At 68.1% G+C, this 25,930-nt stretch carries 20 protein-coding genes; 3 read left to right on the plus strand and 17 right to left on the minus strand.

Annotated features, from left to right (window positions below):
- Positions 1 to 27: 27 nt before the first annotated feature.
- The 11 genes from VGC47_08685 to VGC47_08735 form a co-directional block, all read right to left on the minus strand.
- Positions 28 to 411: an MmcQ/YjbR family DNA-binding protein gene (locus VGC47_08685; GenBank protein ID HEX9855375.1), complete on the minus strand. Its 384-nt coding sequence runs from the start codon at positions 409 to 411 to the stop codon at positions 28 to 30.
- A 54-nt stretch (positions 412 to 465) separates the two neighbouring features.
- Positions 466 to 1,479: a hypothetical protein gene (locus VGC47_08690; GenBank protein HEX9855376.1), complete on the minus strand. Its 1,014-nt coding sequence runs from the start codon at positions 1,477 to 1,479 to the stop codon at positions 466 to 468.
- A gap of 8 nt (positions 1,480 to 1,487) precedes the next feature.
- Entirely contained in the window at positions 1,488 to 2,573 is a 1,086-nt protein-coding gene (locus tag VGC47_08695) for a hypothetical protein (protein HEX9855377.1), read from the minus strand.
- Between the two features lie 386 nt (positions 2,574 to 2,959).
- Positions 2,960 to 4,162, minus strand: coding sequence for an endonuclease/exonuclease/phosphatase family protein (locus VGC47_08700; GenBank protein HEX9855378.1), 1,203 nt, complete (start codon positions 4,160 to 4,162; stop codon positions 2,960 to 2,962).
- 157 nt (positions 4,163 to 4,319) lie between these two features.
- Positions 4,320 to 4,556, minus strand: a complete 237-nt coding sequence (locus tag VGC47_08705) for a sarcosine oxidase subunit delta (protein ID HEX9855379.1) — start codon at positions 4,554 to 4,556, stop codon at positions 4,320 to 4,322.
- Positions 4,556 to 5,767 (minus strand): FAD-dependent oxidoreductase, encoded by a 1,212-nt coding sequence (locus tag VGC47_08710; protein ID HEX9855380.1) that lies wholly within the window; start codon positions 5,765 to 5,767, stop codon positions 4,556 to 4,558. Before VGC47_08710 ends, VGC47_08705 begins: the two co-directional genes overlap by 1 nt.
- The gene (locus VGC47_08715; GenBank protein HEX9855381.1) at positions 5,764 to 6,144 is read right to left on the minus strand and encodes a hypothetical protein; all 381 of its coding nucleotides are present in this window, start codon (positions 6,142 to 6,144) and stop codon (positions 5,764 to 5,766) included. The genes VGC47_08710 and VGC47_08715 overlap by 4 nt, the downstream gene beginning before the upstream one ends.
- Positions 6,131 to 8,332 (minus strand): 2Fe-2S iron-sulfur cluster-binding protein, encoded by a 2,202-nt coding sequence (locus tag VGC47_08720; GenBank protein ID HEX9855382.1) that lies wholly within the window; start codon positions 8,330 to 8,332, stop codon positions 6,131 to 6,133. Before VGC47_08720 ends, VGC47_08715 begins: the two co-directional genes overlap by 14 nt.
- Positions 8,329 to 9,858, minus strand: coding sequence for a trimethylamine methyltransferase family protein (locus VGC47_08725; GenBank protein HEX9855383.1), 1,530 nt, complete (start codon positions 9,856 to 9,858; stop codon positions 8,329 to 8,331). Before VGC47_08725 ends, VGC47_08720 begins: the two co-directional genes overlap by 4 nt.
- Positions 9,855 to 12,335, minus strand: coding sequence for an FAD-dependent oxidoreductase (locus VGC47_08730; protein HEX9855384.1), 2,481 nt, complete (start codon positions 12,333 to 12,335; stop codon positions 9,855 to 9,857). The genes VGC47_08725 and VGC47_08730 overlap by 4 nt, the downstream gene beginning before the upstream one ends.
- Before the next feature lie 105 nt (positions 12,336 to 12,440).
- Positions 12,441 to 13,595 (minus strand): cytochrome P450, encoded by a 1,155-nt coding sequence (locus VGC47_08735; GenBank protein ID HEX9855385.1) that lies wholly within the window; start codon positions 13,593 to 13,595, stop codon positions 12,441 to 12,443.
- A 67-nt stretch (positions 13,596 to 13,662) separates the two neighbouring features.
- Here VGC47_08735 and VGC47_08740 point away from each other — a divergent pair, with 67 nt between their 5' ends.
- On the plus strand, positions 13,663 to 14,472 hold the full coding sequence (locus VGC47_08740) for a hypothetical protein (protein HEX9855386.1): 810 nt from the start codon (positions 13,663 to 13,665) through the stop codon (positions 14,470 to 14,472).
- A gap of 25 nt (positions 14,473 to 14,497) precedes the next feature.
- On the opposite strand, the gene VGC47_08745 is transcribed toward VGC47_08740, so the two are convergent.
- Together VGC47_08745 and VGC47_08750 are read right to left on the minus strand one after the other, a co-directional pair.
- On the minus strand, positions 14,498 to 15,085 hold the full coding sequence (locus VGC47_08745; GenBank protein ID HEX9855387.1) for a hypothetical protein: 588 nt from the start codon (positions 15,083 to 15,085) through the stop codon (positions 14,498 to 14,500).
- On the minus strand, positions 15,082 to 15,636 hold the full coding sequence (locus VGC47_08750) for a DNA starvation/stationary phase protection protein (GenBank protein ID HEX9855388.1): 555 nt from the start codon (positions 15,634 to 15,636) through the stop codon (positions 15,082 to 15,084). The genes VGC47_08745 and VGC47_08750 overlap by 4 nt, the downstream gene beginning before the upstream one ends.
- Positions 15,637 to 15,772: 136 nt before the next feature.
- On the opposite strand from VGC47_08750, the gene VGC47_08755 reads away from it, so the two are divergent.
- The gene (locus tag VGC47_08755; protein ID HEX9855389.1) at positions 15,773 to 16,849 is read left to right on the plus strand and encodes an NAD-binding protein; all 1,077 of its coding nucleotides are present in this window, start codon (positions 15,773 to 15,775) and stop codon (positions 16,847 to 16,849) included.
- A gap of 224 nt (positions 16,850 to 17,073) precedes the next feature.
- Positions 17,074 to 19,503, plus strand: a complete 2,430-nt coding sequence (locus VGC47_08760) for a hypothetical protein (GenBank protein HEX9855390.1) — start codon at positions 17,074 to 17,076, stop codon at positions 19,501 to 19,503.
- A 33-nt stretch (positions 19,504 to 19,536) separates the two neighbouring features.
- On the opposite strand, the gene VGC47_08765 is transcribed toward VGC47_08760, so the two are convergent.
- The 4 genes from VGC47_08765 to VGC47_08780 all read right to left on the minus strand — a co-directional run bounded on the left by VGC47_08765 (position 19,537) and on the right by VGC47_08780 (position 25,853).
- Complete coding sequence (locus VGC47_08765; GenBank protein HEX9855391.1) at positions 19,537 to 20,226, minus strand: hypothetical protein; 690 nt, start codon at positions 20,224 to 20,226, stop codon at positions 19,537 to 19,539.
- Between the two features lie 208 nt (positions 20,227 to 20,434).
- Positions 20,435 to 23,293, minus strand: a complete 2,859-nt coding sequence (locus VGC47_08770; GenBank protein HEX9855392.1) for a BTAD domain-containing putative transcriptional regulator — start codon at positions 23,291 to 23,293, stop codon at positions 20,435 to 20,437.
- A gap of 170 nt (positions 23,294 to 23,463) precedes the next feature.
- On the minus strand, positions 23,464 to 24,960 hold the full coding sequence (gene xylB / locus VGC47_08775; GenBank protein HEX9855393.1) for a xylulokinase: 1,497 nt from the start codon (positions 24,958 to 24,960) through the stop codon (positions 23,464 to 23,466).
- The gene (locus VGC47_08780; protein ID HEX9855394.1) at positions 24,957 to 25,853 is read right to left on the minus strand and encodes a hypothetical protein; all 897 of its coding nucleotides are present in this window, start codon (positions 25,851 to 25,853) and stop codon (positions 24,957 to 24,959) included. The genes xylB and VGC47_08780 overlap by 4 nt, the downstream gene beginning before the upstream one ends.
- Positions 25,854 to 25,930 lie beyond the last annotated feature (77 nt).

The raw sequence follows: 25,930 nt of genomic DNA on the forward strand, positions 1-25,930 counted from the left end.
CCGACCAACGTTGCTCCGCCCCCGGAGTCAGCTCTCGTCGTCGAGCGACGCCGCCAAGCGAGCCGGGGCGACGATTCGATACGCCTCCTCGACGAGGTCCTCGACGTCAGCCCAGTCGACCGGCCCGTCGACGTAGACCCCTAGCCACCCGCGATGCCCGACGTACGGCGGCCGAAAGAACCGATCGGGATCTTCGGCGAGGCGCGACTCCTGCACACCGTCATGGGCGGCGCACCAGAAGGCGATCCGGTCGTCGTGATGCCGGTTCGCATACGTGACGAAGACCTTCTTGTCTCGCACGAACCAGGTCGGCTCCCCGTGGCTGAGCCGCTCGGTCGTCTCCGGAAGCGACAGGCAGATGCGTCGGAGGGCAGCGAGCGGATCATTCGACTTGGCGCGATGGTCCGCCACGTGCGTAGCCGCCTTCCTTCTCGCCGGTTGCGGGCTGCGCCGCCCTCACTCGCCTCACCAGGCGGCCGCCTGGTCGATCAGTTCGACGGTGACGGTGGGAAACCGGATATTGCAGGCTTCGGTCAGGGCGACGTGGGCGGTGCGGATCACGTCACGGAGGGCACCGGCGAAATCTGTGTGATAGAGGTTGTAAAGGCGGTCGACCGCGGCCTGGTCTATGACTTCGCTCAGGGCGACGTCGCCTGCGTGGGCGACGACTCTGGACTGCAGGACGCGGGAGAGTGCATCGGTAGAGGTCAGGGCGGGAATGTCGATGCGAGTCTCGAAGGTGGCGCGGAGGTCACCAGACAGTGTGTCATCGTCGAGGTAGGAGGACTGCATCGAGACGACCAACCCCGCCGGTCGTTCCCTCAGTTCGGGGAGGACTCTGGAGAAGAAGGCTTGGGCGGTGCGCTCGTGCTGGTCGTCGCCTCGGAACCATCGGTCTGTGTCATCGAACACAAGGACTGGCATCAGGTCGTCGCCCTGGATGAGTGTGAGGAGCTGGTCGACGACTTCGAGGCTGGCCTGTGCTGTGCGTGGCAGCTCCAGGGTCGGCGGGACTTGCTGGTCGATAGCCGCTTTGAGCTCTGCTCCCATCCAGGCTCCTCCGACCGTGAGGCGGTTGGTTCTTGTCGAGGGCTGGATGGAGCGTGTCGATGCGGCGCTTTTCAGCGCAGAGGTGCGGTCTCTTTCGGGGAGGTGGCTGTGATCGACAATGGTTTGGATGATGAGTCCGGCGACGCCTTGTACGTTGCCGGCGAGATCGGACGGCTCTCCTGAGACGGGCACCAGGATCGGGGCGACGCGTTCTGCGGTGGGGCCCAGGACGTGTTCGATGAGGCTGGACTTGCCGGATCCGGGCCGGCCGACAACGACGGTGCGCTCACCTCGGTCGGCGACCCCCCGAAGTCGGTCCTCGGGAGAATCGACGTCGGTGAGTTCGCCAAAGGGTACGTGATAGATGCCGAGGTCGTGGCGTAGGGGTGCGGCATCGAAGGCATGCGCCGCCTGGAGATCGAGCAGCACCTGGTTGCTCATGTCGCTGGCTCCTCGATCGACGTCTTGATGGCGTACATCTTGCGGGGCCGTCCCACTCCGCTCTTGTCGTTAGTGGCCACCACGAGCCCGTTCTCCTCGAGGTGGCGAAATACCTGTGTGGCTCGGGCTCGGCCGATTCCGAGATCCTCGAGGAGCTCAGGGTCCGAGGCGCTGGTCGGCCCGTTTGTGTGGAGGTGCCGTACGGCAGCCAGTTCCGAGATGCCAAGCGCTTCAGCGGCAGCGAACACGACGTCGGTGGCGGCCGTCTCCTCGGGTGTGCGTAGCGTGGCGTCCCGTGCTGCGGCGAGTAGGCGGCGCGGGTTCCCGCCGCCACGTTCGATGATCTCGGTGAGCTGGGCCCTGATCCGGTTGGCGGCATCGTCATCTGCTGGTGCTGCACCCCGAAGGCGGGTGCTGACCAAATGCCCGGCGGCGGTCTCGCCTAGTGGCTCGAGGGTGACTTCGGTGTCGAAGAACGCGTCAGCGGGCGGCTCGAGATAGTGGCTGCGGCGCGAGGTCTGACCGGCGACCACCCACCTGATGGGGACCTCCCACACTTCGTCTCGGTAGCGGCCGAAGAGACTGTGGACGAGGGCGGAGTCTCTCACATCATCGAGGAGCACCATCGACTTCTCGGACGACTCCTGAGCTTCGAGCAACGTGGCGCCGACAAAGCGAAGGTTCGCCAGCGGATCCGGATCACCTGCGAAGTGGAGGGTGCGAGGCTCGGTCTTCGGCATCCGCGGGCGACCCATCAAAGCGTCCATGTCCAGTTCACCAGGCTCTTCCGCCGTGTAACCCTGCCGACGCCCAAGCACGCCGATGCGGATCGCATCGAGCACCTCAGCTAGGCTCTCGGCTCTCACAGCAGACACGTAGAAGGCGGCCCGGCCCTGTTCGCGGAGACGGCGAAGATGCTGTTGCATCACTGAGGTGACTCCGCTCCCCCGCTCGCCGAGGAGAAGTACGTTGAAATCGAGCTTGGCGGCCTGTTCGAGACGCTCGAGCTCACTGTGTCGGTTGGTGAACAGCGCACGATCGGCGTCGGAGCCGGTGAGGGGTCGTTGACTAAGTTGCAGCATCGCTAACTAAGCTTACTGTAACTTTCGTTAACTGTCTAGCAGATCGGGTCCTGGTCAGGCTCTGCAACCATGGTGACGTGACCGCGTCTCCAAGGATGGCGCATGTCAAGGCCCACGCTGCCGAACTCATAGAGGTTGCCGCAAGCCTGGGAGCAACGAACGTGTGCCTCTGCGGCTCGGTCGCCCGCGGCGACGACAGGGTGTCGGATTCTGCAGTGGTCTGGAGCGTGACGTGCCCGAAATGACCGGGAGCGGCTGCGAGAGTGCCCTGTTCGTCCGAAGGGTCGACCTCGATGACGCGGTACAGAGGGATTGTGCTTGTCGACGCCGCGCCACCGGCGGCGGTGGCGGCGGACTGCCTTCACCGCTCGCCGGGTGCCCGACCGTCAGTGGTGACGATGGCTGTGGTGCAACCGCACGTCGATCCAAACGAGCCGGTGGTCGGATGCGCCGACGAGCGCGAACAGCGGATCGCTCATCAGCGGCCAGAACACCGCCGCGGCGGCGATCTTCATGTTCCGCCGTGGCAGCACGTAATCCGCTCGCAGGTTTCCCGGCGCGGTATCCGAGAAGTCGGCGGTGTCGAATGCCGGGTCGCTCAGATGCGTCAGGTTCGCCCCACCCTGCAGTGCCGACTGCTCGGGCCCTCCAGGGCTCGACGGGGTCACCTTGGTGTTGATGAGTGGATGCTCGATGAGCAGCTGCGCCGAACCGGGGATGCTGTCGCCATCGAGCGGATCCGAGTTCTGGTCCCCGGCGATCACGAACAGTGCGCCGGGACGCAAGCCGCCCCTCCTGCCTGCGTCGTCGTAGATGTACCGGCCTCTGTGGGGACTCACGTAGTCGGCCCAGAACCGGATCTCGTCGTGGTTGCGCTTGCCGTTGAAGTCGACACCCTCCGGGAACGTCGGAGGGTCGTCGAAGACGGGAGGCGTCGGATGGCTCACGAGAAAGTGCACGGTCTTCCCGCCGATTCTGATGGGCAGGTCCCAGTGGCTCTTCGATGAGAGCCGGAACGAATCGAGCTCGGGGCCCGGCGTGTACCAGTCCCCCGGAGCTGCGGTCCCCGGGTCGTCGGGCAGCAGTGCTCCGGGCATGTCCTTCCACTTGAAGAGCTGGAACGTCCTCGCCTCGAGATGGTCGATGGGGTACTTCGAGAGCACCGCCATGCCGAACTGGCCGGGGAAGAAGCCGAAGCCGTACGAGTCCCCAGGGACGAAGTCGCCCGCCGCCCCACTGTTGTCATAGTCGAAACCGGAGAACACCCCGGTGTTCGACGGGGCGATGAAGCTGTAGCGGTACCGGATGGGCGCCGCGGTGCCGTGCGCCACCTCCAGGTAGTTCTCCTGGAAGAGCTCGAGGGCGGCCGGATCGAAGTCGAACTCGTTGACGAGCACCACGTCGGGACGGGCCCGCTGAATGATCTCTGCGACCGCGTCCGGCTGCGGGCTCCCCGGCGTCGCAAGCTCGGCCGCCAGTGCCCCTGCCGCGCCCCGGTTGAGAGAGGCGTTGTAGGTCGCAAACCGAACGGTGGGACCGGAATGGCCTCTGGAGCGCCCCGCGATGGCTGCGGGAGCCTGCACGAGCATGGCGGCCAGCAGCGATGTCACCGCCAGCACGATCCACACTCTCCTGCTTCTCGTCACCATCATCTCCTCCTCGTCATGCACCGCGCACACCGTCACCCTATCGAACGACGTTGAACGGCGGCATAAGCCGACGTGAACGAATCGTGATGTCGCCGAGCTACCCGAGCACGTCGTCGCTGCGGGTGTCCCTCGTGACCCGGACCCAGCGACGGCAACCGAAGAGATGGAACCAAGCCTCCGTCACGGGGCCCTCCACGTTGCCGTGCATGAAGGCCCGGTCGAGATCGCGCTCGAGTGGGTCGGTGATGGTGTCCGGCACGTCGAAGATCTCGCCGTAGAGGTACTCCTCGATAGGACGCTCTCCGCAATGGTCACACGGGATGCGAATGCTCATCAGTGGGTCCCCGCCGAGCCCCGATCCGCCATGGTCCTGTCGGCTGCGAAGCGGTCGAGTGCAAACGGTGCGATCAGCTCTGGCACTGCACCGGTTGCGATGAGCTTCGCCAGCTGCTCGCCTCCCGCCGGGATCGCCTTGAAGCCCCACGTGCCCCACCCCGTCGTGACGAGGAAACCGTCGACCCCGGTTCGGCCCATGATCGGCGAGTAGTCGGGCGACATGTCGCAGATCCCCGTCCATTGCCGGAGGACCCGCAGGTCCCGCAGGAACGGCAGGAGCACCATCGCCCGGTGGGCGCACGAGCTCAGGAAGTGGTGGCCCGACCGGTACGAGTAGCTCGGCTGCCTGTCTATCTCGGCGCCGATCAGCATCTCTCCCCTCGCCGTCTGCGAGGCGTAGAAGAGCAAGTCGGTCGAGGCGACGATCGGGTCGAAGCTCCTCGCGTAGTGGTTCGTGACGAACGCCTGCAGTGGATGGCTCCTGATGGGGAGGCGGATCCCCGCCATGGCAGCGAGCCCCGAGACGTGGCCGCCGACCGCGGAGACCACCGTGCCGGCCGCGATGCTCCCCCGGTTCGTCTCCACGCCGACGACCCTGCCTGCGGCCACCTGCAGGCCCGTGACTTCGATGCGCTGGATGACGTGGACCCCATGGTTGATGGCGCCCTCGGCGAGTGCCCACACCACCCGGTCGTGGCGGGCGGTTGCCCCCTTGACGTGATACGACCCTCCGATCACGGGGTACTTCCCCCCTCCCGCCTTCAGGTCCACCTCAGGGGCGATGCGGGCGATGTCGCCAGGCTCCACGAAGTGGGTCTCGGCGCCGAAAGCCCTGTTGACCGCCGCTCTGGCGCGCTCGGCTCGCAGGCCCGCCTCGGTGTGGACGAGCCACAGCAGACCCTTCGTCGAGTGCATCAGCCAGCGCCCGGTCTCCTGCTCGAGTGAGGCGTACAGGTCGAGGCTGTGCTGGTAGAAGGCGACGGCTTCGGGAATCCCGTAGTTGGCCCGGATGACCGTCGTGTTCCGGCCGCTGTTGCCGCCGCCGATGTAGCTGCGCTCCAGAACGGCGATGTTGGATATGCCGTGCCTCGTCGCCAGGTAATAGGCGGTGGCCAGCCCGTGTCCGCCACCCCCGATGATGACTACGTCGTACACCGGCCTCGGGTCGTGCCACGTGAGCGCCACCTTCGCCTCGATGAACTCGTTCACGCCAGCCGCTCCTCGGCGTCGGCCGCCATCGTCGCCGGGAAGACGACGAGGACCCGGTCGTGCTCGAGCCAGAGCTTCGTCGCGATGCCGGCGACCATGCCTTGAGCGAAGGCGGGGCGCTCGGTCGGCAGCTCCCAGGAGCACTCCCGCTCGAGCCACGACTCGGCGTCACGGACCGCGAGCCAAATGCCGCTGAGAGACGCCTCGACCGTGACGATTGCGGAGGCGTCATCGAGCTCGACACCCGAGGCGCCGACGGCGTACGCCTCGTCTGCGGCTATCCGCAGAACCGCCACAGCACCCTCGAACCGGGCGGCGTCGAGGGCGGCCGGTTCAGCGACGACCCTGATCCCCGCCAGGCGCTCAACCCCTGGCACGAGCACCCTCCGGGTCGTAGAAAGGAAGCGAGGCCCGCCTCGCCGGGCGTCCATCGATCGTGACGGCGTCCGGCAGGGCACCGTCGAACAGTCGAAGCCATCCGAGCATCACCGCTCTGCCGAGGACCGGCGAGGCCGTGCTCGACGTCACGTACCCGGCATAGGCGTCGCCGACGCGGATCACGGCTCCCTCGAGCGGTGCTTCGCCGTCCATCTCGAAGCCGACGAGCTGCTTGTCGAGCGGGATGGCGTCCGTCCGCAACACGGCCTGCTTGCCGATGAAATCCGGCTTGTCCGTCTTGACGGCCCACGGCAGCCCGAGGCGACGCGGCGTCGAGTCGAAGTCGGTGTCTTGGCCCACGATGACGTGGCCCTTCTCGAGCCGGAGCCGCAGCAACGCGGCGACACCGTGCGGAGCGATGCCGAGCCCCCGTCCCAAGCCGAGCAGCGCTCGCCACAGCTCGGCTGAGCGCTCCGCAGGATGATGCAGCTCGTACGAGAGCTCACCCGTGAAGCTGAGGCGGAAGATGCGGCACGGCACTCCCGCCACCTCGGCGGCGGCGTGCCGCATGTAGCCGGGCGGCTCGGCGACGCCGGCGAGTGCGAGCAGGTCACGCGCCCCGGGACCGGTCACGTTGACGGCGCCCAGGCTCGTCGTGGTGTTCATGATCCGGACGTCGAGGCCCCAGGACGCCGCCCAATCACGGACCCACATCTCGGCCCACGTCGATCCTCCGGACGTGAACGTCAATATGAACCTGGTCTCGTCCTCCCGGCAGACGAGCCCGTCGTCCGCGACGTAGCCCCGCTCGTTGAGCATGAGGACGTATCGAGCGCGCCCCGGGGCAAGGTCGGCGACCCTGGTCGGGTACAAGCGCTCTACGAGCTCGGCGGCGCCCGGTCCGGTAACGATCATCTTGCCGAGCGTGCTGACGTCGCCCACGGACACGGCATGGCGCACTGCGTGGTACTCGGCGTCGACATCGCCGTAGTGCCACGGGCGCCACCAGCCGCCCACCCTGTCCATGTGGGCGCCGAGCGCTCGGTGCTCGGCGTCGAGCGCGGTGCGCGGCACGGCGGGGAGGTGCCACCCCGCCGACACCTCCCCGAAGGTCACTTGGCGGGTCACCGGCCTGGCCGTGAATGGTGGCGGCAGCTCGGCGCCGCGATCGGCCAGGAAGCTGCGGAGGTGCGGGAGGCAGGCGGCGCCCTGGCAGGTTCCCGTCCCGGCGAGCGTCGCTCGCTTGACGAGCTCCATCTCGCGAAACCCGCGCTGCCAAACGGAATCGAGGTCGTCGACCGTCACTCCGGCACACGGACACACCAATCCGGCACGCGGGCACGGCGGGATCGTCGCCTCCTCGGCGGCCTCGCCGACGAGACGAACGTCGAGGTCACGGGCCATGCGGAACAAAGCGTCGCGCGGCTGGAGCCCGAGCCCGACAGCCGCCGTGTCGCACTCGTGGCTCACCTCGGTGCCGTCCGGACGGCGAACCACGACGGCGGTCACCCTCCCTGCCTCGCCCTCGAAGCGGACGAGCTCGCCGTCGTCGACGGCGGCGGCGACGCCGGCGGGGGGTGATCCGACGGCGAAGACCCTGCCCATCTCGATCTGGCGGGTCGCCATGCGCTCGGCGGCGCGCCCGGTGACGATGCCGGCCAGGTCGCTCCCCGGACACACCGGCTGGATCTCCGCGGCACCGGCGGCCACCACGACGGACCGGCAATGCACGTTCAGCATGCCGCGTGGAGTGCGGGCGACGACCATCGGTCCGGCATAGATCCCGATGACCTCCTCACCGGCAGCGGCGTCGAGCACCGCAACTCGCCGACCGGCCGCACTCGCCTCGGCGGCCGCCGCCCTCCCCGACTCGCCGGCTCCCACCACCACGACGTCGACGTGCCGGTTCGTCGCCGAGGCGGCGTGGGAGTCGACGCCGGGAGGCAGCGGAGGATCTCCCTCGACCGGATGCCTCGACACGACGATCCCCTCCTCGGCAGGTGTCTGGCACGTCCGCACGTACGAGACCCCTTCGACCGTTGCGACACAGTGCGGGCAGTCGCCGCCGAAACACAGGCATCCCCCGGCCATCGGCAGCTCCCCGGCGCGCAGCATGGCGTCGAGGAGCGTGTCACCCTCCATGAACGCCACGGATCGCCCGTCGAGCGTGAAGGCCCGCTGGGTCACTGGAAGGCCGCCGGGTCGATCTGACCCCTCCGGCGCTCCATGTAGTCGCCCAACTCCTCGTCGATCGCCTCGTCGAGCGGAGGCGGCTCGTACCGGCCGAAGGCCTCGGCGAGCGCACCCGAGGCGCGAGTGGTGGCGTCCAGGCCCCCCTTGAGGCTCCAGGTCTCGAACGACTCGGCGTCGAAGAGGGGTGTCCTGTGAAAGGCGGTCCGGAACCGGCTGAACGTATGCTCCGTCCCCAGGTGGTGGCCGCCAGGGGGGACGGCGAGGATCGAGTCCATCGCCCATTCGTCCTCGTCCCAGTCGATGCCGGCGGCGAGGCGCTGGAGCACGCCGAGGAGCTCGCAGTCGAGCATGAACTTGGCGTAGCCGGTCGTGAGCCCGTTCTCGAGCCAGCCCGCCGCGTGGAGGACATAGTTCGGCCCGCACAGCATCGACGGCAGCATCGACATGGCCCCCTCGTACCCCGCCTGAGAGTCTGCGATCTTCGAGCTGACGTAGGTGCCGGCCGCCCTGAACGGGAGTCGGTAACGCCTCGCCAGCTGGGCGAGGACGAACTGGGCCAGAGTGCTCTCGGCAGCCCCGAACACAGGCGAGCCGCTCTGCAGGTCGATGACGGCGAGAAACGGCCCGAAGATCGACGGCGCCCCCTTGCGGACCATCTGTGTGAAGGCGATGCCGGCGAGGGCCTCGGCATTCGCTTGGGCGACCGTCCCGAGGATCGTCGCCGGTCCCATCGCTCCGGCGAGGATGAACGGGGTCATCATCACGATCTGGTTGGCCCCGGCGTACGCCTTGAGCGTCCCGAGCATGCGGCCGTCGAGCCGCCTCGGGCTCGACACGTTGACCGTGCAGTGCATGACGTGGGTGGTCTCCATGGCGGCAGAGCCGAACAGGATCCGGGCCATCTCGAGGCTGTCCTCGGCTGCAAGGCCGATCGGGTAGTGCCCCATGATCGGCATGTCCCCGTGCTTGATGTGGGCATATGTGATGTCGAGCGCCCGTTCGTGGAACGGGACGTCGTTCGGCACGACGATCTCCGTGCCTTGAGAATGCAGGTACGGCGAGACCATCGTCAGCTTGATGAAGTTGACCAGGTCATCGAGGGTCGCCTGTCTCCTCCCGTCCACCGGGTCGAGCACGAACGGCGGTCCTGCCGCAGGCGCGAAAGCGATGTGGTCTCCGCCGATGACGATGCTCTTGACCGGGTTCCTGGCCGTGTGCATGAACTCGGCAGGGGCATGGGAGACGTACTCCTCGATCAAACCTCTGTCGAACCGGACGACGCTGTCGTCCCCGACCGCTGCTCCGTGCTCACGGAGGATCGACAGCGACTCGTCGTCGTAGAAGGCCAAGCCCGCTTCCTCGAGGATCCGCATCGACATGTCGTGGACGAGGTCGAGCTGCTCAGGTCCGACGAGGTCGTAGTACGGGATCCTCATCCGAGGTTGGGCGATCCATTCGCCGATCGCCTCGGCTCGTCCCGCCAAGCGCTTCATGCGGCCCGAGCGGCGCCCTTCCGTCATGCCGATCGCATCCGGCTCATGTCGGGATCCCACAACGGATCGTGTGCGACCGTGGCGTCATACCTCTCGCCGAAGTACTCGATGGCCAGCCCCTTCCCCTGAACCGCCAGGGACGGCGGCAGGTAGGCGTAGGCGATCTGGAGGCCGACGCTGTAGCCGAAGTTCGAGGACGTCACGTGACCGACGACCCGCTCCCCGTCGAGCACCGGCTCGTACCCCATCAGCGTCGCTCGCGGATCGGTGAGCGTCAGGCACGACAGCACTTTCTGCGCCGGGCGACCATGCGCAGCAGCGGCGGCGTCCCGGCCGATGAAGTCGCCCTTGCCGAGCTTGACCGTCCAGCCGAGACCCGCCTCGTACGGGTCGTACTCGGTGTGGACGTCGACCCCCCACAGGCGGTACCCCTTCTCGAGGCGAAGCGAGTCCATGGCTCCCAGACCGCACAGTACGAGGCCACGGCCCTCCCCGGCGTCGTTGAGAGCGTCCCAGACCTCGAGACTCGAATCGACGGGGATGTGGATCTCCCAGCCGAGCTCGCCGACGTAGGAGATCCGCATGGCGTAACACCGGGCCATCCCGACGTCGATCCAGCGTCCCGTGAAGTACGGGAACGCCGCGTCGGAGAGGTCGGCGTTCGTCACTCCGGCGAGAATGTCCCGGGCGCCCGGACCCCAGAGCCCGACGGCCGAGTAGGCGCCCGAGATGTCGCGCACGGAGACGTCGGCTCCGGACAAACCACGCACCCATGCGAGGTCGATCGGGAGAGTGCCCTCCCCGACGAACATCCAGTAGCGGTCGGCGCCCATATTGGCAACCGTGAGGTCTCTCTTGACACCGCCGCGCTCCGTCAGCCAGCACGTGTACGCCACCCGACCGACCGGACCGTCGACACGATTCGTGCAAAGGCGATCGACGAGGGCGACGGCCCCGGGGCCGTCCACTTCGATGATCGAAAGCCCCGTGAGATCCATCATCCCTGCGGCCTGGCGCATCGCCAGATGCTCGGCGCCCTGGATCGGCGACCAGTAGGCGGCGCCCCACCCTGATCGGCGGGGGATGCGATCGCGATTGTCGGCAACATCGACGAGGGCCGAGTTCGACTCGTACCAGTTCGGCAACTCGAGGCCGGCGAACGCCGTGAATACGGCCCGTGCCTCGACGTGCCGAGCATGGAACGCCGTCAGGCGCACGTTGCGCGGCTCGGTGATCGGCTGCTTGGGGTGGACGATGTCGTAGATCTCGCGGTAGTTCTTCCTGGTGACTGCGCCGACGTAGGCCTCTGTCAGGGCGTGCTCGGGGAAGCGGTACAGATGGCAGGAGCGCATGTCCCACTCGGTGTCGCCGTCCACCATCCACTCGGCGACAGACTTGGCAACGCCCCCGGCGTGGGTGATCCAGGCTGCGTTCGCCGACCAGAGACCCCTGATGTGCGCCGACTCCCCGATGATGGGCATGCCGTCGACGGAGAAGGCGAACATCCCGTTGTACGCCTTCTCGAACACGGGCTCCTTGTCGCGCAGCACGGGGACGAGTTCCAACGCGGTCTTCCACGGGTCGGCGAAGTCCCCGGGGGTGAAATCACGCATGGCGGTCTTGCCGACATCCGCCGAGCGCACCGGGCGAGGGGCATGGGCGTAGCTTCCGATGCCGAGCCGGTCCCAATGCTTGCGGTAGTACATCGCAGTGTCGACGTCACGTAACAGTGGGTACGAGGCCTCGTCGGCGAGGGCGCCCGTCGCCAGGTGCTCCCACTCGGGAAGCGGCGGCGTGATCGCGTACTGGTGCTCGAAGGCCATCAAGGGGATCCGGAGGCCGAACTGCTCGGTGAGGGCGGGAGACCAGATGTTGGCCGCCATGACGACCGATTCGCACTCGATCGTCCCGACCTCCGGATTGCCGGTGACGACCGCGCTCACCGCCCCGTCGACGATCTCGATCCCGACGAAGGGTGTGCCGGGGTACCACGTCATGGCGCCGCCGGTGGCCGCCTTGGCGAGCAGATCCCCCACGACGTGATACCCGCGGACGATGGCGCTGGCATCGGCGAACAACGACCCGACGAAGGCCGACGGGTCGAGGAAGGGGATCATCTCGACCGTCTCGGCCGGCGACAGGATGCGAGTCGAGTATCCCCATCCTGAGCACTCGCCGTGGAGCCTGACGAGGTCGGCGAGTCGAGGGTCGGTTCTCGCCAGCTCGATCCCGCCGAGACGCTGGTACACCAGGTGTTCGTCGTCGATCGGATCGAGGGTGGCGTACAAGTCGGACGAGTAATGGGCCATGTCGGTGAGGAGCTTGTTGTGGCCGACGGCCACGACGCCGCCCGGAGCGTGTGAGGTCGAGCCGTCGTTGTACGGAAGGGGGCCCTTGTCGATGAGGACCACGTCGCGCCATCCGTGGATGACGGTGAGGTGATACGCCACGGCGGCACCGACGATGCCACCCCCGACGATCACCACGCGTGCCCTCGTGTCCATGGCGCCACTCCTCATCGACGATGCGCGGTGAGCCAGGCTATCAAAGCGGCCGCCGCCGCCTGGTGCCTGGGCGCGTCGGAGCCGGCCGGCCGCCCCGAACCACACTCACGGCTCGGGATGATGCTGCCGTGTCTCCGGCGAGCCCCACTCGAGGGTCACTCGCTTGGCTTTGCGAAACACCAGGCCGGTCGGGGCCTCGGATCGCCCACCAACGAGTCGGGCATCCGGCACGCCCGCCAACACTGCGCCGAGCGCCGCCTCAGCCTCGAAGCGGGCGAGATGGGCCCCCGGGCAGGCGTGCGGACCGACCGCGAATGCGAGATGGTCTCGGACGTTCGCACGATCCGGATCGAATCGGTCGGGATCCGGGAAGACGTCCGGATCGCGATTGGCGGCGGCGAGAGAGACGATCACGAGGTCCCCCGAGGCGATCCTGGCGTCACCGACGGTCGTGTCCCGCGTCGCATATCGATCGACGCGCCCGGCGGCGGGCTCGAGCCGCAGTGACTCCTCGACCGATCTGCTCACGAGGGACCCGTCCGTTCTGGCGGCGCGCGCAATGGCCTCGTTGCCGAACACGTGCCACAGGAGGTTGGCGATCATCCCCTCGCCGGTCTCGATCGCACCGAACAGCACCACCGCCGCGTTCGAAGCCAGCTCCGCCGGTGTGAGGACGGCGCGCGCCTCCTGGAGCGCCGCCCCTGAGCCCGCCGAGGTCACGGCGACTGAGAGCGCCTCGAAAGCGACCCGACCGGAGCCGCCGGCTTCCCGCCCGGCCGAGATCTCGTCGACGGCAGCGACGATGGCGTCGTACCAGCTCCGCAATTCGGCGTGATCGACGTCCCGCAACCCGAGCACCGTCGCCGCCGAATCGACGGCGAGCGGGGAAGCGAGAGAGGTGCGCATCTCTGCGGATCCCGCCGGGGCGATGTCTGTGACGAGCCGGGTCGCCGTCCGCTCGATCCTCCCCTGGTACAACTCCTCGAGCGCCCTGCGGCCGAACCCTCGGGCGAATGGCGACCGGTGTCTGGCGTGCTCGGCACCGTCGAGTGAGAGCATCGACTTCCCGATCACCTGGGCGGTCGAGAACCGTAGGTCGTCGACCGTGAACGTCTCCTCGTCCCTCAGGACGGCTGCTGCTGCGGCGTGCGTCGTCACGAGCCAGCCGCCGAGCGAGGCGACGGGCACGACAGGCCCAACCTGCCGGAGAGCGGCGTGGGCCCCGTGCGGATCGGCGGCGAGCTCCTCGATCGTCGGCATGTCATCATTGTGGCGTCTCGTGCGACCCGCCTCGCCCGGCCGGCAGGCCCTTGGGTAACGTGCCCGCATGGACACCGCTCGGCTGATCGCACCTGAGATCGACAGGCTCGTCCTCGGCGTCAACCAGGCCATCGAGCCGCGCTACGCCGGCGAGCTGCACCGAGCGGCGCGCCGGGTCGGGCTCGACGCTCTCGGCCCGCTCATCCAGTTCGCCGACTTCCTGCTGGGAGGCACCCTGACCCCCGAGCTGGCAGAGCGACGCTTCCCCTATCTGCCTCCAGGTACCGTCGCCTCGCTCTTCGCAGACCTCGAGGAGCGAGGGCACGTCACCGTCGTCGGCGGGATCTACCGACCGGACGACGCCGCCCGCACGGTGCTCGAGACCGTGATCTCGCTGCGCGGCTCCGTCGCACACGACATGTGGGCCGATGCGCACGACGTGGTAATCGCGGCGTGGCATCTCGCAGCCCCCGCGGTCGCAGCCGTGACCGACGACTACCCGGTGGCGGCCGCCCATCGCACACTGCCTGATCCGGAGGAGCCGTGCCTCCGCCTCCACCATCGCCTCGTGACGCTTCGCTACGTCCGCGCCCAAGCCCACGTCGATGCGTGGCGCTCGCGTGACCTGTCACCGGCGCAGATCGTCACATTGACTGCGCTGTGGCACGACGAGCCGCACGGGAGCGCCGGCCTCGATGCCCTCGAGGGGCGCGGCTGGGTCGCCGGCGAGCCGGCAGCGCTCACGGACGCGGGGCGAACGGCTCGCGAGGCGATCGAGGCCGACACGACAAGCGGGGCCGAGCCGGTGTTCGATGCCCTCGGGGAGGCGGGAGGGCAGCTCGTGTCGCAGCTTGCGAGCCTCCCCATCCACGGGTGACACCGACGCGGCGCGGATCCCAGCGTCAGAAGCGATTCACCGCCAGCGGCTCGAGCTCGACCATCAACTCGTAGGCGTGGTCCGCCTCGGCGACGTCGCGGGTGTGCACGCCGACGACGACGTTGGCTTTCTCGTCGATGGCGAACGAGTCGTTCCATGCGTCGGACCCGGCCATCGAGGCGATCGCGGCGGTGACCGCCCCGGCCATCGCCCCCGCCGGGGCGAGCAGTGCGGCCGTCAACGCCGAGCCGAGGAACGGGAACATGAGCCCGGCCACCACCCCGATCGCCGCCCCGACGGCGCCGCCGACGATGGCGCCGATGGCCGTCCTGGCGGCGAAGGGGCGAGTGACACCCGTGAGTGGGTTGTCTGCGGCCTCCTGCACCGGCTGAGCGCCCAGGAGCGAGATGTGGTCAGAATCGATCCCGAGCCTTTCGAGGTGCAGGATCATGGTCCTGGCGCTCTCCGACCCGTCGACGGCGGCGACGACGTTGTGGTCGGAACGGACTTCGGACAGTCGAGTGATCGGCTCGGGGGGCGTCGGCCGATCACCGGCGTCCTGATTGGGCGATCGCCGATCGCCGGCGTCCTGGTAAGGCGATCGGGGGGTCATTGCAGCGGATCCGCAGCCGCAGCCTGGGCAGCCGCAACGAGCGCCGTGTCGGCGCCGTGGGTCGCGAGCTCACCCGACGTGTTCTCCAAGTGGGCACGAACGAGCCACTGGTACTGCTCGAGGGTCGCCGCCTGGCCGATAAGCAAGTCGTTCGTGACCACGTCGAGCGCCTCCGTCTCGGTGATCGCATCGCGATGGCCGCCGATCACACCGTCGTACGCCATGTCCAGCGCACCGAGATGCGCTTGCACCGTGGCGCGCCCGACCGGGTAGTCGTCCCAGGTCCTTCTGTCGACGAGGCCTCCCGCCAGCCCATTCGGGATGCCACCGAGGGCTGCGATGCGTTCCGCCACCGCGTCCGACGCGAGACGCACGCCGTCGACGTGATCGTCGAGCATCTGGTGCACGCCGATGAAGCCCGGCCCGACGACGTTCCAGTGGACGTGCTTCAACGTGAGGCCGAGATCGATGAGCGAGTCGAGACGCGACTGGAGCACCTCGGCAAGTCGCTCTGCCACGTCGGGTTTCATACCGGCGGGTGCGAAGCCCATGTTCTCTCCTTGCATTCGACCGACGGCCTATACCCGGCGCCCCCAGGCGTCAAACCGCCCGGTGGCGAGGCATGGGTATCTGCCGGTAGCTTCTGCGTTCCACACGAGCGCAGCGGGACGTGAGCAGGGAGGAAGCGTGACACGGCTGAGAAGCCTCTTCGCGAGTCCGCTCATCCAGAGGATCAACTGGCACCTGAGACGGGTCGCCCGCAACCTCGACAAGAGCTTCTTCATCTCGCTGTTCGCAGGGCTGGCTGTCGTCGTGGCCGTCGCCGCCATCGTCGTCATGGTCATCGAGCAGGAGCCGAGCCTGCGCGCCTTCGGCGAGACGTTCTACTGGGCGGTCACCACCGTCATGGGACAGGGAGACTCCTCATACGTGACATCCTGGGCCGGCTGGTTCATGAGCTGGCTCCTCGTCCTGTTCGGAGTGGGCATCGTCGCCACGATGACGGGTGCCCTCGTCGGGTTCGTCATCGATTTCCTACTCAAGGAGGGACAAGGCATGGGCGCAGCCGGCTACGAAGGCCACGTCGTCATCTGTGGATGGAACGGCACGGCGCGCGAGCTCGTGGAGGAGCTCCGCTCGGACGACTACGAGGCGAGTGTCGTCGTCCTGCACGACTCGGAGCGCAATCCTGCCGAGGACAGCAAGGTGTACTTCGTTCGCGGCGACACGACGAGCTCCGACGACCTCAAACGAGCCGGGATCGAGCACGCCAAGTCGGCGATCGTCTGCCCAAGGGACTCGTCCGACGAATCGGACATGCGGTCGATCCTCGTCATCCTGGCGATCGAGGCGATCGCACCGGCCGTTCGCACGATCGCCGAGGTGAACAACCCCTCCCACGTCGACCACTTCAAGAGGGCGAACGTGGACGAGACACTCGTCACGTCGCGCCTCGCATCTCATCTCCTCGCCCGCTCGTCTCTCTACCCGGGCCTCACGGACCTCGTGACCGACATCGTCTCCGGCGGAGAGGGCTCGGAGCTGTACCGGGTGCAGCTCCCCGACGAGTACGTCGGCTTCGACATCGACCAGCTGTCGGCACGGATGAGATCCGACCATCAAGCGACGCTGCTCGCCGTCAACCGCAACGGCCGAACGTTCGTGAACCCGGGAACGGACTTCCACCTCGAGCGAGGGGACAACGCCGTCGTCGTCGCCGAGTCGCTCGGCACGCTGGCGCCGCTCGCCGAGGCACCCGCCTGAGACACAATGATGCGCCCGGCCCGGCCCACTCTCGGCCGGTGACCGTGCCGTGCCTGGCTCACTATGCGCTAGGCCGAAACTGACACTGCGCGCGCTCGGCGCTACTCTCCGTCCAGGTGGGGTGGGACGTCGCAGAACCTGCCAGCAGCACGCGCTACCGCAGCACGGTCCAAAATGGGGGTTCGGTAGGAATGTCTTGGTCGCGGCTCCGGACGAGCCTTGCGTTGCTCGTCCTGTCACTCGCACTCGTTCCTCTGGCACCCCAGGCCGCATCGGCGGAAGGACCGCCCCTCCCGGAGTTCATCGACATCCACGACGTCATCCCGTCGATGACGACGACTGCCGGGCTCGTCCGCGACACCATTCGGATCGGCAACAGGGTCTACATCGCAGGATCGTTCACCGGCCTGCGTGAGACGAACAACGGGCCGGTGATCGACCAGAGGTACCTGGCGGCCGTCGACGCCAGCACAGGCGAGATCATCCAGTCGTTCGATCCGGTCCTCAACGACCAGGTCAGGACGCTCGGGGCTGCTCCGGACGGGTCACGCCTCTACATCGGAGGCAACTTCACGACCATCGACGGGGAGAGCGTCGCCAACGCCGCGGCGCTCAACCCGAGCAACGGCAACGTGGTTCCGTGGACGACGGTCCAGTTCGGACCGGTGACGGCCATCGTCGTCGAGGGCTCAGGCGACGTCTTTCTCGGCGGCTACTTCGGCCGGGTCGGCGGGATGAACCGCGACCGCCTCGCCAAGGTGTCCGCGTCGGGCACCGTCCGCTCGTGGGAAGCCGACCTCTCGTCGAACGATCCCGTCAAGAGCATGGCGCTGTCACCGGACGGCTCGCGGCTCTACGCAGGAGGGGGCTACACCTTCCAGTCGGGACCGTCGAGCGGATGGGTCTTCCGGGGCTTCATCGAGGCGTTCGACGCTTCGAGCGGCAACGACGTGGGATCGTTCAGCGCCAGTCCCGGCTACGAGTCGTTCGCCCTCGACACGCACGGCGATCGCGTCTACGCAGCCCAGGGTGGCCCGGGGGGACGCGGAGTCGTCTACCGGGCTTCGAACGGCTCGCAGGAGAGGTCGTTCTTCGCCGACGGCGACGTGCAGGAAGTGAGGGTCATCGGCAACAAGGCGTATTACGGCGGACACTTCACCGAGGAGTTCGGAGGCAGGTCGGCGAGGTGGGTGGCCACCGTCGACCTCGACGACCTCTCGATCGACGGCACGACCTTCACCCCGGGGATCGGCGGGGGCCTCGGAGTGTGGACGTTCGACTTCGACGGGGATCATCTCTGGATCGGGGGCGACATCAACTCGGCGTCGCACCATCCTGCCGTCGGCTTCGCCCGCTTCTCCGAGGTGCCCCACGACGAGACCCCGCCCGCCAAGCCGGCCAACCTGCACGTGGCAGCGGCAACGGGATCGTCGCTGACGCTCGACTGGAACGCCATAACGCACAGCGTCCCGTTCACGTACATCGTCAAGCGCAACGGTGTGCAGCGGGCCGAGTTGTTCGGCCAGACGACCTTCACCGACACAGGCCTTCAAGCCGACACCGTGTACCAGTACGAGGTCAACGCCGAGACCATCTACGCCGTCGAGGGCAAGGTCGCCAAGCTCACCGCGGCGACGCCTCCGCCTACCACCACGGGGCTCATCGCGTCTGGGAACTCGTGGCGCTACCTCGACACGGGTGCAAGCCTCGGCGCCTCATGGCGTGACGTCGGCTTCGACCACTCGTCCTGGTCGCAAGGACCCTCCGAGCTCGGATACGGCGACGGCGACGAGGCAACGGTCGTGTCGGCAGGACCTTCGGGCAACCACCACATCACGACGTATTTCCGACGGACGTTCAACTTGGGCGGCGGGCAAACCGTATTGGCGCTCGAGGTCGACATCGTCGTCGACGACGGAGCCGTGGTCTATCTGAACGGAACCGAGGTCGTCCGGCAGAACATGCCAGGTGGGACGATCACGTCGAGCACGACCGCCTCGGCCAACGCCGCCAACGAGACGGCATTCACGACGTACACACTCGACCCGTCTCTGCTCGACTCCGGCTGGAACGTGCTTGCCGTCGAGATCCACCAGGTGAGTGCGGGCAGTTCCGACATCAGCTTCGACGCCGGGCTGCGCGCCTCGCTCGTTGCGCCGTCCAAGTTCGTCACCAAGGGTTCGACGTGGCGATACGACGACGACGGCGACAAGGATGGCAAGTGGAAGAAAAAGGCCTTCGACGACTCGTCGTGGGATGCCGGATCGGCAGAGCTCGGGTACGGGGACGGCGACGAGTCGACGGTGACGAGCAACGGCACGGTGACGACGTACTTCCGCCGCGAGTTCCAGGTCTCGGACCTCGACCACGTCCGGACGCAGAAGGTGCGAGTCAAGATCCGGCGAGACGACGGTGCCGTCGTCTACCTCAACGGCGAGGAGATCGCCCGCAGCAACATGCCGGGCGGGAAGATCAAGCACAAGACGAAGGCATCCTCGACCGTCAAGGGGAAGAGCGAGCGGAAGTGGTACGTCTACACGGTTCCTGCCGACAGGTTGCGTAAGGGCAAGAACGTGGTCGCCGTCGAGCTCCACCAGGATGCCAAGGACAGCAAAGACGCCACGTTCGACCTCAAGTTCTTCGGCCTGGCGTGACCACCTCAGGTGTGAGCGGTCGCGCCCCGACCATCATCGAGCGGCCGTCCGGTCCTTGGCGAGCACGATAGAACCGAAGGCGACCGCGCCGATGGCGACGAGAGGCAAGTAGACGAGCGAGCCGAGGCCCTTTCGCCACAATGCGATGTCGGCATCGACGACCGTGGCGACGACGGCCACCACGGGCAGGACCGCAAAGCTTGCAACCAGGATCCCTGCGAAGCGCCGCGAGACGATGGCGGCGGCGGCGACTGCGAGCACCACCATCAGGATCGCGATGCCGAGCAATCCGAAGCCCTCAAAGCCTCTGACGGCAGGCGACGCCGCCACCGGCAGGAGCACCGCGACGAGGCGCCACGACCGCGACTCGGGGATCCCGCGGATGACGACGCCCCCTAGAACGATCGTTGGAAGCGTGAGGATGCCTGCGCCGAGGCCGAGCGGGAGGACCACCACCCCGGCGGCGATTGCAGCCGCCCGCCTCGCCCAGCTGCGCCATGGTGCTCGCCTGGCGTGGTAGGCCACACCCATGAACAGGCCGATCAGCGTCGGAACGGCGACGATGTAGATCGTCCCGGACCACGAGAACTCCGGATCCTCGGAGATGAGCCGCATCCAGACGCGGGCGACGACTCCCCACGTGAACCCGACGCCGACGCCCGCCGCCACGGCAGGCAACGCACCCAGCCGCAGCCTGCTCCCTCGTACCACCAGCGTTGCCACCGCAGACCTCCCGTCGCCGCCCTGTCATCGATACGGACGAACGACGAGCACGGCCCGGTGACACACCGCAACGGCGCGTTGGTGTACCGACGCCCCGATTGGGTGGTAATCGTTCGGTAATCGCTCCCCCCAAGCTGGCCCCATTGCTCGAACGGGAGGAACGATGCGCTACGTCGGACCGTACGCAGGGATCGTGTTGAACGCCTTGTCAGGCGACAACGGAGAACCCAAGCCGAAGGAGAGCCCGGATGTCGAGGCCGGGTCCGCCCGGGCCGGCCGGGTCGAGGCCCGCCGCCGTCGCCGCCGCGTCCACCTCGGCAAGCAGGTCGGCGAGGTAAGGGCGCAATGAGCGCTCGGCCGTGAGGCGCCTGGCGCCGGCAGCAAGCCTCGTAGCCGATGCGATCTCGCCGATGGCCACTGCGTACGCGGCGGCCAGGCACAGGGTGAACCCGAAGTACTCGTCGCCGAGCTTCACGTTGATGCGGAGCAGCTCGGCAATCTGCTCACGTGCGCCGTGGAGATCCCCGAGGCGCAGTGCGCTCTGACCGATGATGTGACGTGCCATCGCCGCGAAGCCGGCGTCGCCTCCTTCGCTCGTGGCAGCCCCCAGCCAGGCTGTGGCGATCGCCGACGCCTCGGAAGCGTTGCCGTCCGCCAACTCGATCTCGGCAAGAGTGACCATCGACGTGTCGAGGGTCGCCTCGCCGTGCAGCCGTGCCTGCTCGATGGCTCCCTCGACGGCTGCGCGAGCCTCGGCCATGTTCCGCTGGAGGATGAGGATGACTGCCAGGTTCGCCAGCGTCGCTCGTGCGGAGACGCCTCTGGCGATCTCATCGTCGACCATCGCCCGGTGGAGAGCGGCGGCTTCGTCCAATGCTCCGTTCTCGCGGAGCAACAATGCCCGCACCGCGTTGTCCGCCCGCTGCCCGATCGAGCCGGCGAGAGCATCCTTGTCGTCGAGGAGCTCCTCGAGGCCCTCTCGGTCGGCGAACAGCTTGAGTCGCGTGATCCTGTCGAGGAAGTGCAGTCGTGCGACTCGATCGGCGGGCATGGCGTGCGCCGCCAGTCGGTCGGCGACCACCTGGCCTTCTGCCCACCTTCCCCGCACGTGCCACCAGCGCCACCCGTCGGCGAGGATCGCGGCGGCAACTTCCGGCCGCTCGAGCATCACCGACTCGATGGCGTTCGACAGGTTCGCCCCGTCGGCATCGACGTTCTGGAGCACCGCGAACATCTGCTCACCCGGCGTGGCGGCGTGCACCCGGGCCGCGACACCCTGAAAGTGCGCCGAGTACGCCTCGACGAGGGCGCGGCTGCTCTCGTGGTCCAACAGGCGAGCGGCTGCGACCCTGACCGTCTCCAGCAGCCGGTACCGGGGCGGGTCGCCGGGTTGCGTCACCAGCAACGAGTGATCGGCGAGCTCGGCGAGCGCGGAGACGATGCTCGCGGCAGGCGCCGCGGCGACCGCCTCGGCGACCGCCGTGGCGACCGCCTCGACAGCCGCCAGATCGAACGAGCCACGGAACACGGAGAGACTGCCGAACAGGTCCTTCGCCTCGCCGGACAAGAGATCGACCGACCACGCCAACGCCGCCTCCAGGCTTCGCTGATGCGGTGGACGTCCGCCGGCGCCGTCGGCGAGGAATCCGAGGCGCTCGTCGATGCGCATGAGTATCTGTTGGGGCGACATGACGGTCGTCTTCATGGCGGCCAGTTCGATAGCGAGCGGGATTCCATCGAGGGCGCGGCACAGCTCGGCGATGGCTTCGACGGTCTCGTCCGTCTCCACAGGCGTGACCCCGATGGCGGCAGCTCGTCTGAGGAAGAGACCGACCGCGGGGGATGCCAGCGCTTCGTGCGGCGGAGCGCCCTCCTCGGGTAGGCGCAGCGGTCCCAGCACGAAACGCTGCTCTGTCGGGACGCCCAGGGGGATACGACTCGTGGCGATCACCCTGGTCGCCGGCAGCACGGCGACGAGACGCTCGATCATCGGCCCGATCTGAGGGAGCATGTGCTCGCAGTTGTCCAGGACGATCACGCCTGGGCTCTGGTCGAGCAGCTCTGGTGCGCGCCAGGTCTCGCCGGTGAAGGCGGCTCCCGTGGCTCCCGCCATCGCCGGAGCTGCGGCGGCGGCACTCTCGAAGACCGACAGGTCGACGAACTCGGTCCGCGCCGAGGTACCGATCGAGCGTGCCGCAGCCACCGCGAGTGTCGTCTTCCCAATTCCTGCCGCACCCAGCACGGTCACGAAACGGCGAGCGCGCACGAGAGCGACGAGGTCGGCCAGCTCGTCGTCACGGCCGATCATGGCGGGCAACGCAGGGAGCGTGCTCGCCGGAGGGGTCACCGAGCCTCCGATGAGCACCGACTCCTCGGCGCGTCGCGTCTCGTCGCTCGGCTCGAGGCCGCGCTCGGCGAGGGCGGCGGCGAGCCTGCCGTATTCGTCGAGGGCCTCGACCATCCTCCCGGAGGCGGCGAGCGCCCTCATCATCTCGCGAACCACCGCCTCGTTCGTCGGATCGGATTCGAGGGTCCTTCTCAGGTCGACGACGGCTTCGTCGGGCCTGCCGAGGTCGACGAGGGCTTCTGCCCGCATCAGCGTGGCCGCCGTCGACACCTCCTCGTCTGCTCGGATCGCAGCCTCGGCGAAGTCGGCATAGTGGAACTCCGGGAGGGGGGCGGCGCGCCGGATCTGTGCGGCGGCGCCGAGCAGGTCGAGCCGATCCCGCGACTCGAGCGTCGCCGCGCTCCTCACCATCTCGTGGTAGCAGGTGAGGTCGATCGCCTCCGCGGGGGCGTTCAGCCAATAGCCACCCGGCACGCCGTCGATGGTGACTCCGCTGCCTACCAGGAGACTCCGCAGGTTCGAGATGCGCACGCGGAGCGACCGCAGCGCCTGGTCGGCATCCGAGTCTTCCCAGAGATCGTCGACGAGCCGATCGCTACGAACCACCTCGCCGGGCCGGGTCGCCAGGTAGGCCAGCACGGCGCGCTCTTTGGCACCTGGGACGCGGCGAACGGCGGCGCCGATCGTCACCTCCAGCGCACCGTAGATGCGAATTCCCACGAGGTCCCTCCATAGGCGGCGCCGATCCCGGCGGCCACCAGCGACGACGAGACACCGAGTGGCTTCCGGAGATACCCGCAGTATCGACAAGGGACGACCCACAGTCACGCGCGCTGCCGGCCGACCTCTCGCGCCATGCACAGCCACTACTCGAGCTGCTCGTCCACCCATCAGTCACCTTCGACGGCCGCCAGGCGCGAGAACGTGTCACGGAGGAGCGGGTAGAGCTCGCGGTAGACGCCGTAGACGTCGTCGTAGTCGGCGGCCTGCCTACCCGGCTCGATGGCGGCGCCGACGTCAACGGCGGCATCACATGCCTCGGCGACCGTCGAGAAGGCGCCGTCGCCGACCGCGGCCAGCAGAGCAGCACCGTGGGCCGCCGCTTCTGCGGTGCCGACGGCGCGGACCGGTCGGTCGATGACGTCGGCGATGATCTGGAGCCAAACGGGACTCTGCGCACCACCTCCCGCCACCCTCACCTCGCCGAGATCGACCGAGGCGGCTGTGAGCTCCACGGCATCCCGCAGCCCGAAGGCGACCCCTTCGAGAACGGATCTGGCGGCGTGTCCGAGCCCGTGTCGCACCGTCAGCCCGACGAGCGCTCCCCTCGCCGTCGGGTCGGGGTGAGGTGTTCGCTCGCCGGTCAGGTATGGGAGGAACACGAGCCCGGCGGCCCCGGCAGGAACCGACGAGGCGAGCTCGTCGAGACGCGAATATGGCATCCCCGGAGCCAGCGTGTCGCGAAACCAGCGGAGGCTCCCAGCGGCGGAGAGCATCACTCCCATCAGGTGCCAGGTCCCCGGGACGGCATGGCAAAAGGCGTGAAGCCTGCCCTCCGGCTCGATCGCCGGCCAATCCGTCGGCGTGAACACGACGCCACTCGTGCCGAGGCTCATGGCGACGACACCCGGGGCGACCGCGCCGACGCCGACGCCGTTGGCCGCCTGGTCCCCTCCACCCGCCACGACCGGCGTGCCGGTGCGCAGGCCGGTGACGGCGGCGGCCTCGCTCGAGACCGTGCCGGTCACTTCGGGACCCTCGTGCGTGGGTGGAAGCCATCGTCGCGGGATATCGAGGGCGGCGAGCACGGCGAGCGACCAGTCGCGGTCGGCAAGGTCGAACAGGATCGTCCCGGACGCCCCCGCCTTGTCGGTCGCGTACTCGCCGGTGAGCCTGAGCCTGACGAAGTCCTTGGGGAGCAGGGCGTGGGCGGTTCGCTCGTAATGCTGCGGCTCGTGGTTGCGCACCCAGAGGATCTTGGGGGCCGTGAAGCCTGTGAGCGCATCGTTGCCCGTCGTTGCGATGAGGCGGTCGCGGCCGACCCGCTCCCGCATCTCGTCGCATTCCGCCTGCGTACGCTGATCGTTCCACAGGATCGCCGGGCGGACCGCATCGCCGGCCGAGTCGAGCATCGCCAGCCCGTGCATCTGGCCCGTGAGGCCGACCGCGGCGACGTCATCGCCCGCCACGCCGGCGGCGGACATGGCGGCGCCGATCGCCTCCACGGCTGCATCCCACCACAGGTGAGGTGACTGCTCGGCCCACAGCGGGTGCGGTGTCTCGTATTCGTACTCGGATCTTCCGACGGCCAGGACGTCGCCGTCTTCGTCGGCAAGGAGCGCCTTCGTCGCCGTTGTCGAGACGTCGATGCCGAGGTAGTGGCTCACTGTTTCATGGCCTCCGGGACCGCCTCGAGGCTCCGTACGACGTCGCGCCATGGGGAGCCGTCGAGCGAGAGGAGTCGCCAAACCTCCCTGTGGCGTGACTCGCCTCCCGGGGCGAGGTCCACGACAGGACCGAGCGTCTCGAGCTCGATGAACCGGGCGTTGCGGTACACCTGTGCCGAGGCGCCCATGTCGACGTAGCTCGCCGATGCCTCGTGAACCGGGCCCCATTTCACGAAGGCCGTGTCACCGAGTCGGTAGGCGAGCCAGCCCCGCTGATTTGGCTGTCCGATCTTGAACGGCTCGGGGTCGGCGCTCGCATTGACCGCGATCTCGCTCTGCCCCACCTCGACGTCCGGCGAGGCCGGGTCGCTGTACGACCACAACACGAGCTGCCGATGGGGCTGGAGGGCGTCGTCCCCCGACGGGATGGCCGGCTGCGGCAGTATCGCCGTGCCTCCCGGCATGAGCTGCGTGATGGCCCACGGCGCCAGCCGGAGGGTGGCGTCTCCCGCGTTGCGCAGCACGTGGTCGACGACGGTGTCGTCACCGGCCTGCGTGAGCACGATCTTCTTGACGAGCCCGTCGGGATCGGGTCGGCCCGTGACACTCAGGTGGCGGCTCCCGGCCTCGACGACCACGGCGCCGTCGTCCGGCACGTACGTGGCGGCGGGCACCTCTGGAGCGCGCCATAGCCTGTGGCCCCCGAGGAACCGGTAGCGCCCCAGCCATGGGTGGAAGAGATCTTCCGACGGGAGGCAGGCGAAGAGCTGACGGCACCCGGGCTTCGAGTACGCCAGGATGCGGGGACCGGAGTCGAGCGCCACCGTTACGGACATGGGGCCGAGCTCGACACGCTCGACAGCGTTCAGCCCCCACGAAGCAGCGTCTTCCATCGTTCCAGTCTTGCGGACCTGGGGCACGGTGGCGAGGCGCCGCCCGGGTCGCCTCAGAGGCGGGCGGGGCTACGGTT

The organism is Acidimicrobiia bacterium, assembly GCA_036396535.1.
Taxonomy (GTDB): Bacteria; Actinomycetota; Acidimicrobiia; order Spongiisociales; family UBA5794; genus DASWKR01.

Coding starts and splice junctions, on each gene's coding strand:
- VGC47_08780 (HEX9855394.1), bottom strand. CDS start 25,853: ATGGAAGACGCTGCTTCGTGGGGGCTGAACGCTGTCGAGCGTGTCGAG.
- VGC47_08705 (HEX9855379.1), bottom strand. CDS start 4,556: ATGAGCATTCGCATCCCGTGTGACCATTGCGGAGAGCGTCCTATCGAG.
- VGC47_08745 (HEX9855387.1), bottom strand. CDS start 15,085: ATGACCCCCCGATCGCCTTACCAGGACGCCGGCGATCGGCGATCGCCC.
- VGC47_08700 (HEX9855378.1), bottom strand. CDS start 4,162: ATGCTCGTGCAGGCTCCCGCAGCCATCGCGGGGCGCTCCAGAGGCCAT.
- VGC47_08740 (HEX9855386.1), top strand. CDS start 13,663: ATGGACACCGCTCGGCTGATCGCACCTGAGATCGACAGGCTCGTCCTC.
- VGC47_08730 (HEX9855384.1), bottom strand. CDS start 12,335: ATGGACACGAGGGCACGCGTGGTGATCGTCGGGGGTGGCATCGTCGGT.
- VGC47_08735 (HEX9855385.1), bottom strand. CDS start 13,595: ATGCCGACGATCGAGGAGCTCGCCGCCGATCCGCACGGGGCCCACGCC.
- VGC47_08750 (HEX9855388.1), bottom strand. CDS start 15,636: ATGGGCTTCGCACCCGCCGGTATGAAACCCGACGTGGCAGAGCGACTT.
- VGC47_08725 (HEX9855383.1), bottom strand. CDS start 9,858: ATGACGGAAGGGCGCCGCTCGGGCCGCATGAAGCGCTTGGCGGGACGA.
- VGC47_08695 (HEX9855377.1), bottom strand. CDS start 2,573: ATGCTGCAACTTAGTCAACGACCCCTCACCGGCTCCGACGCCGATCGT.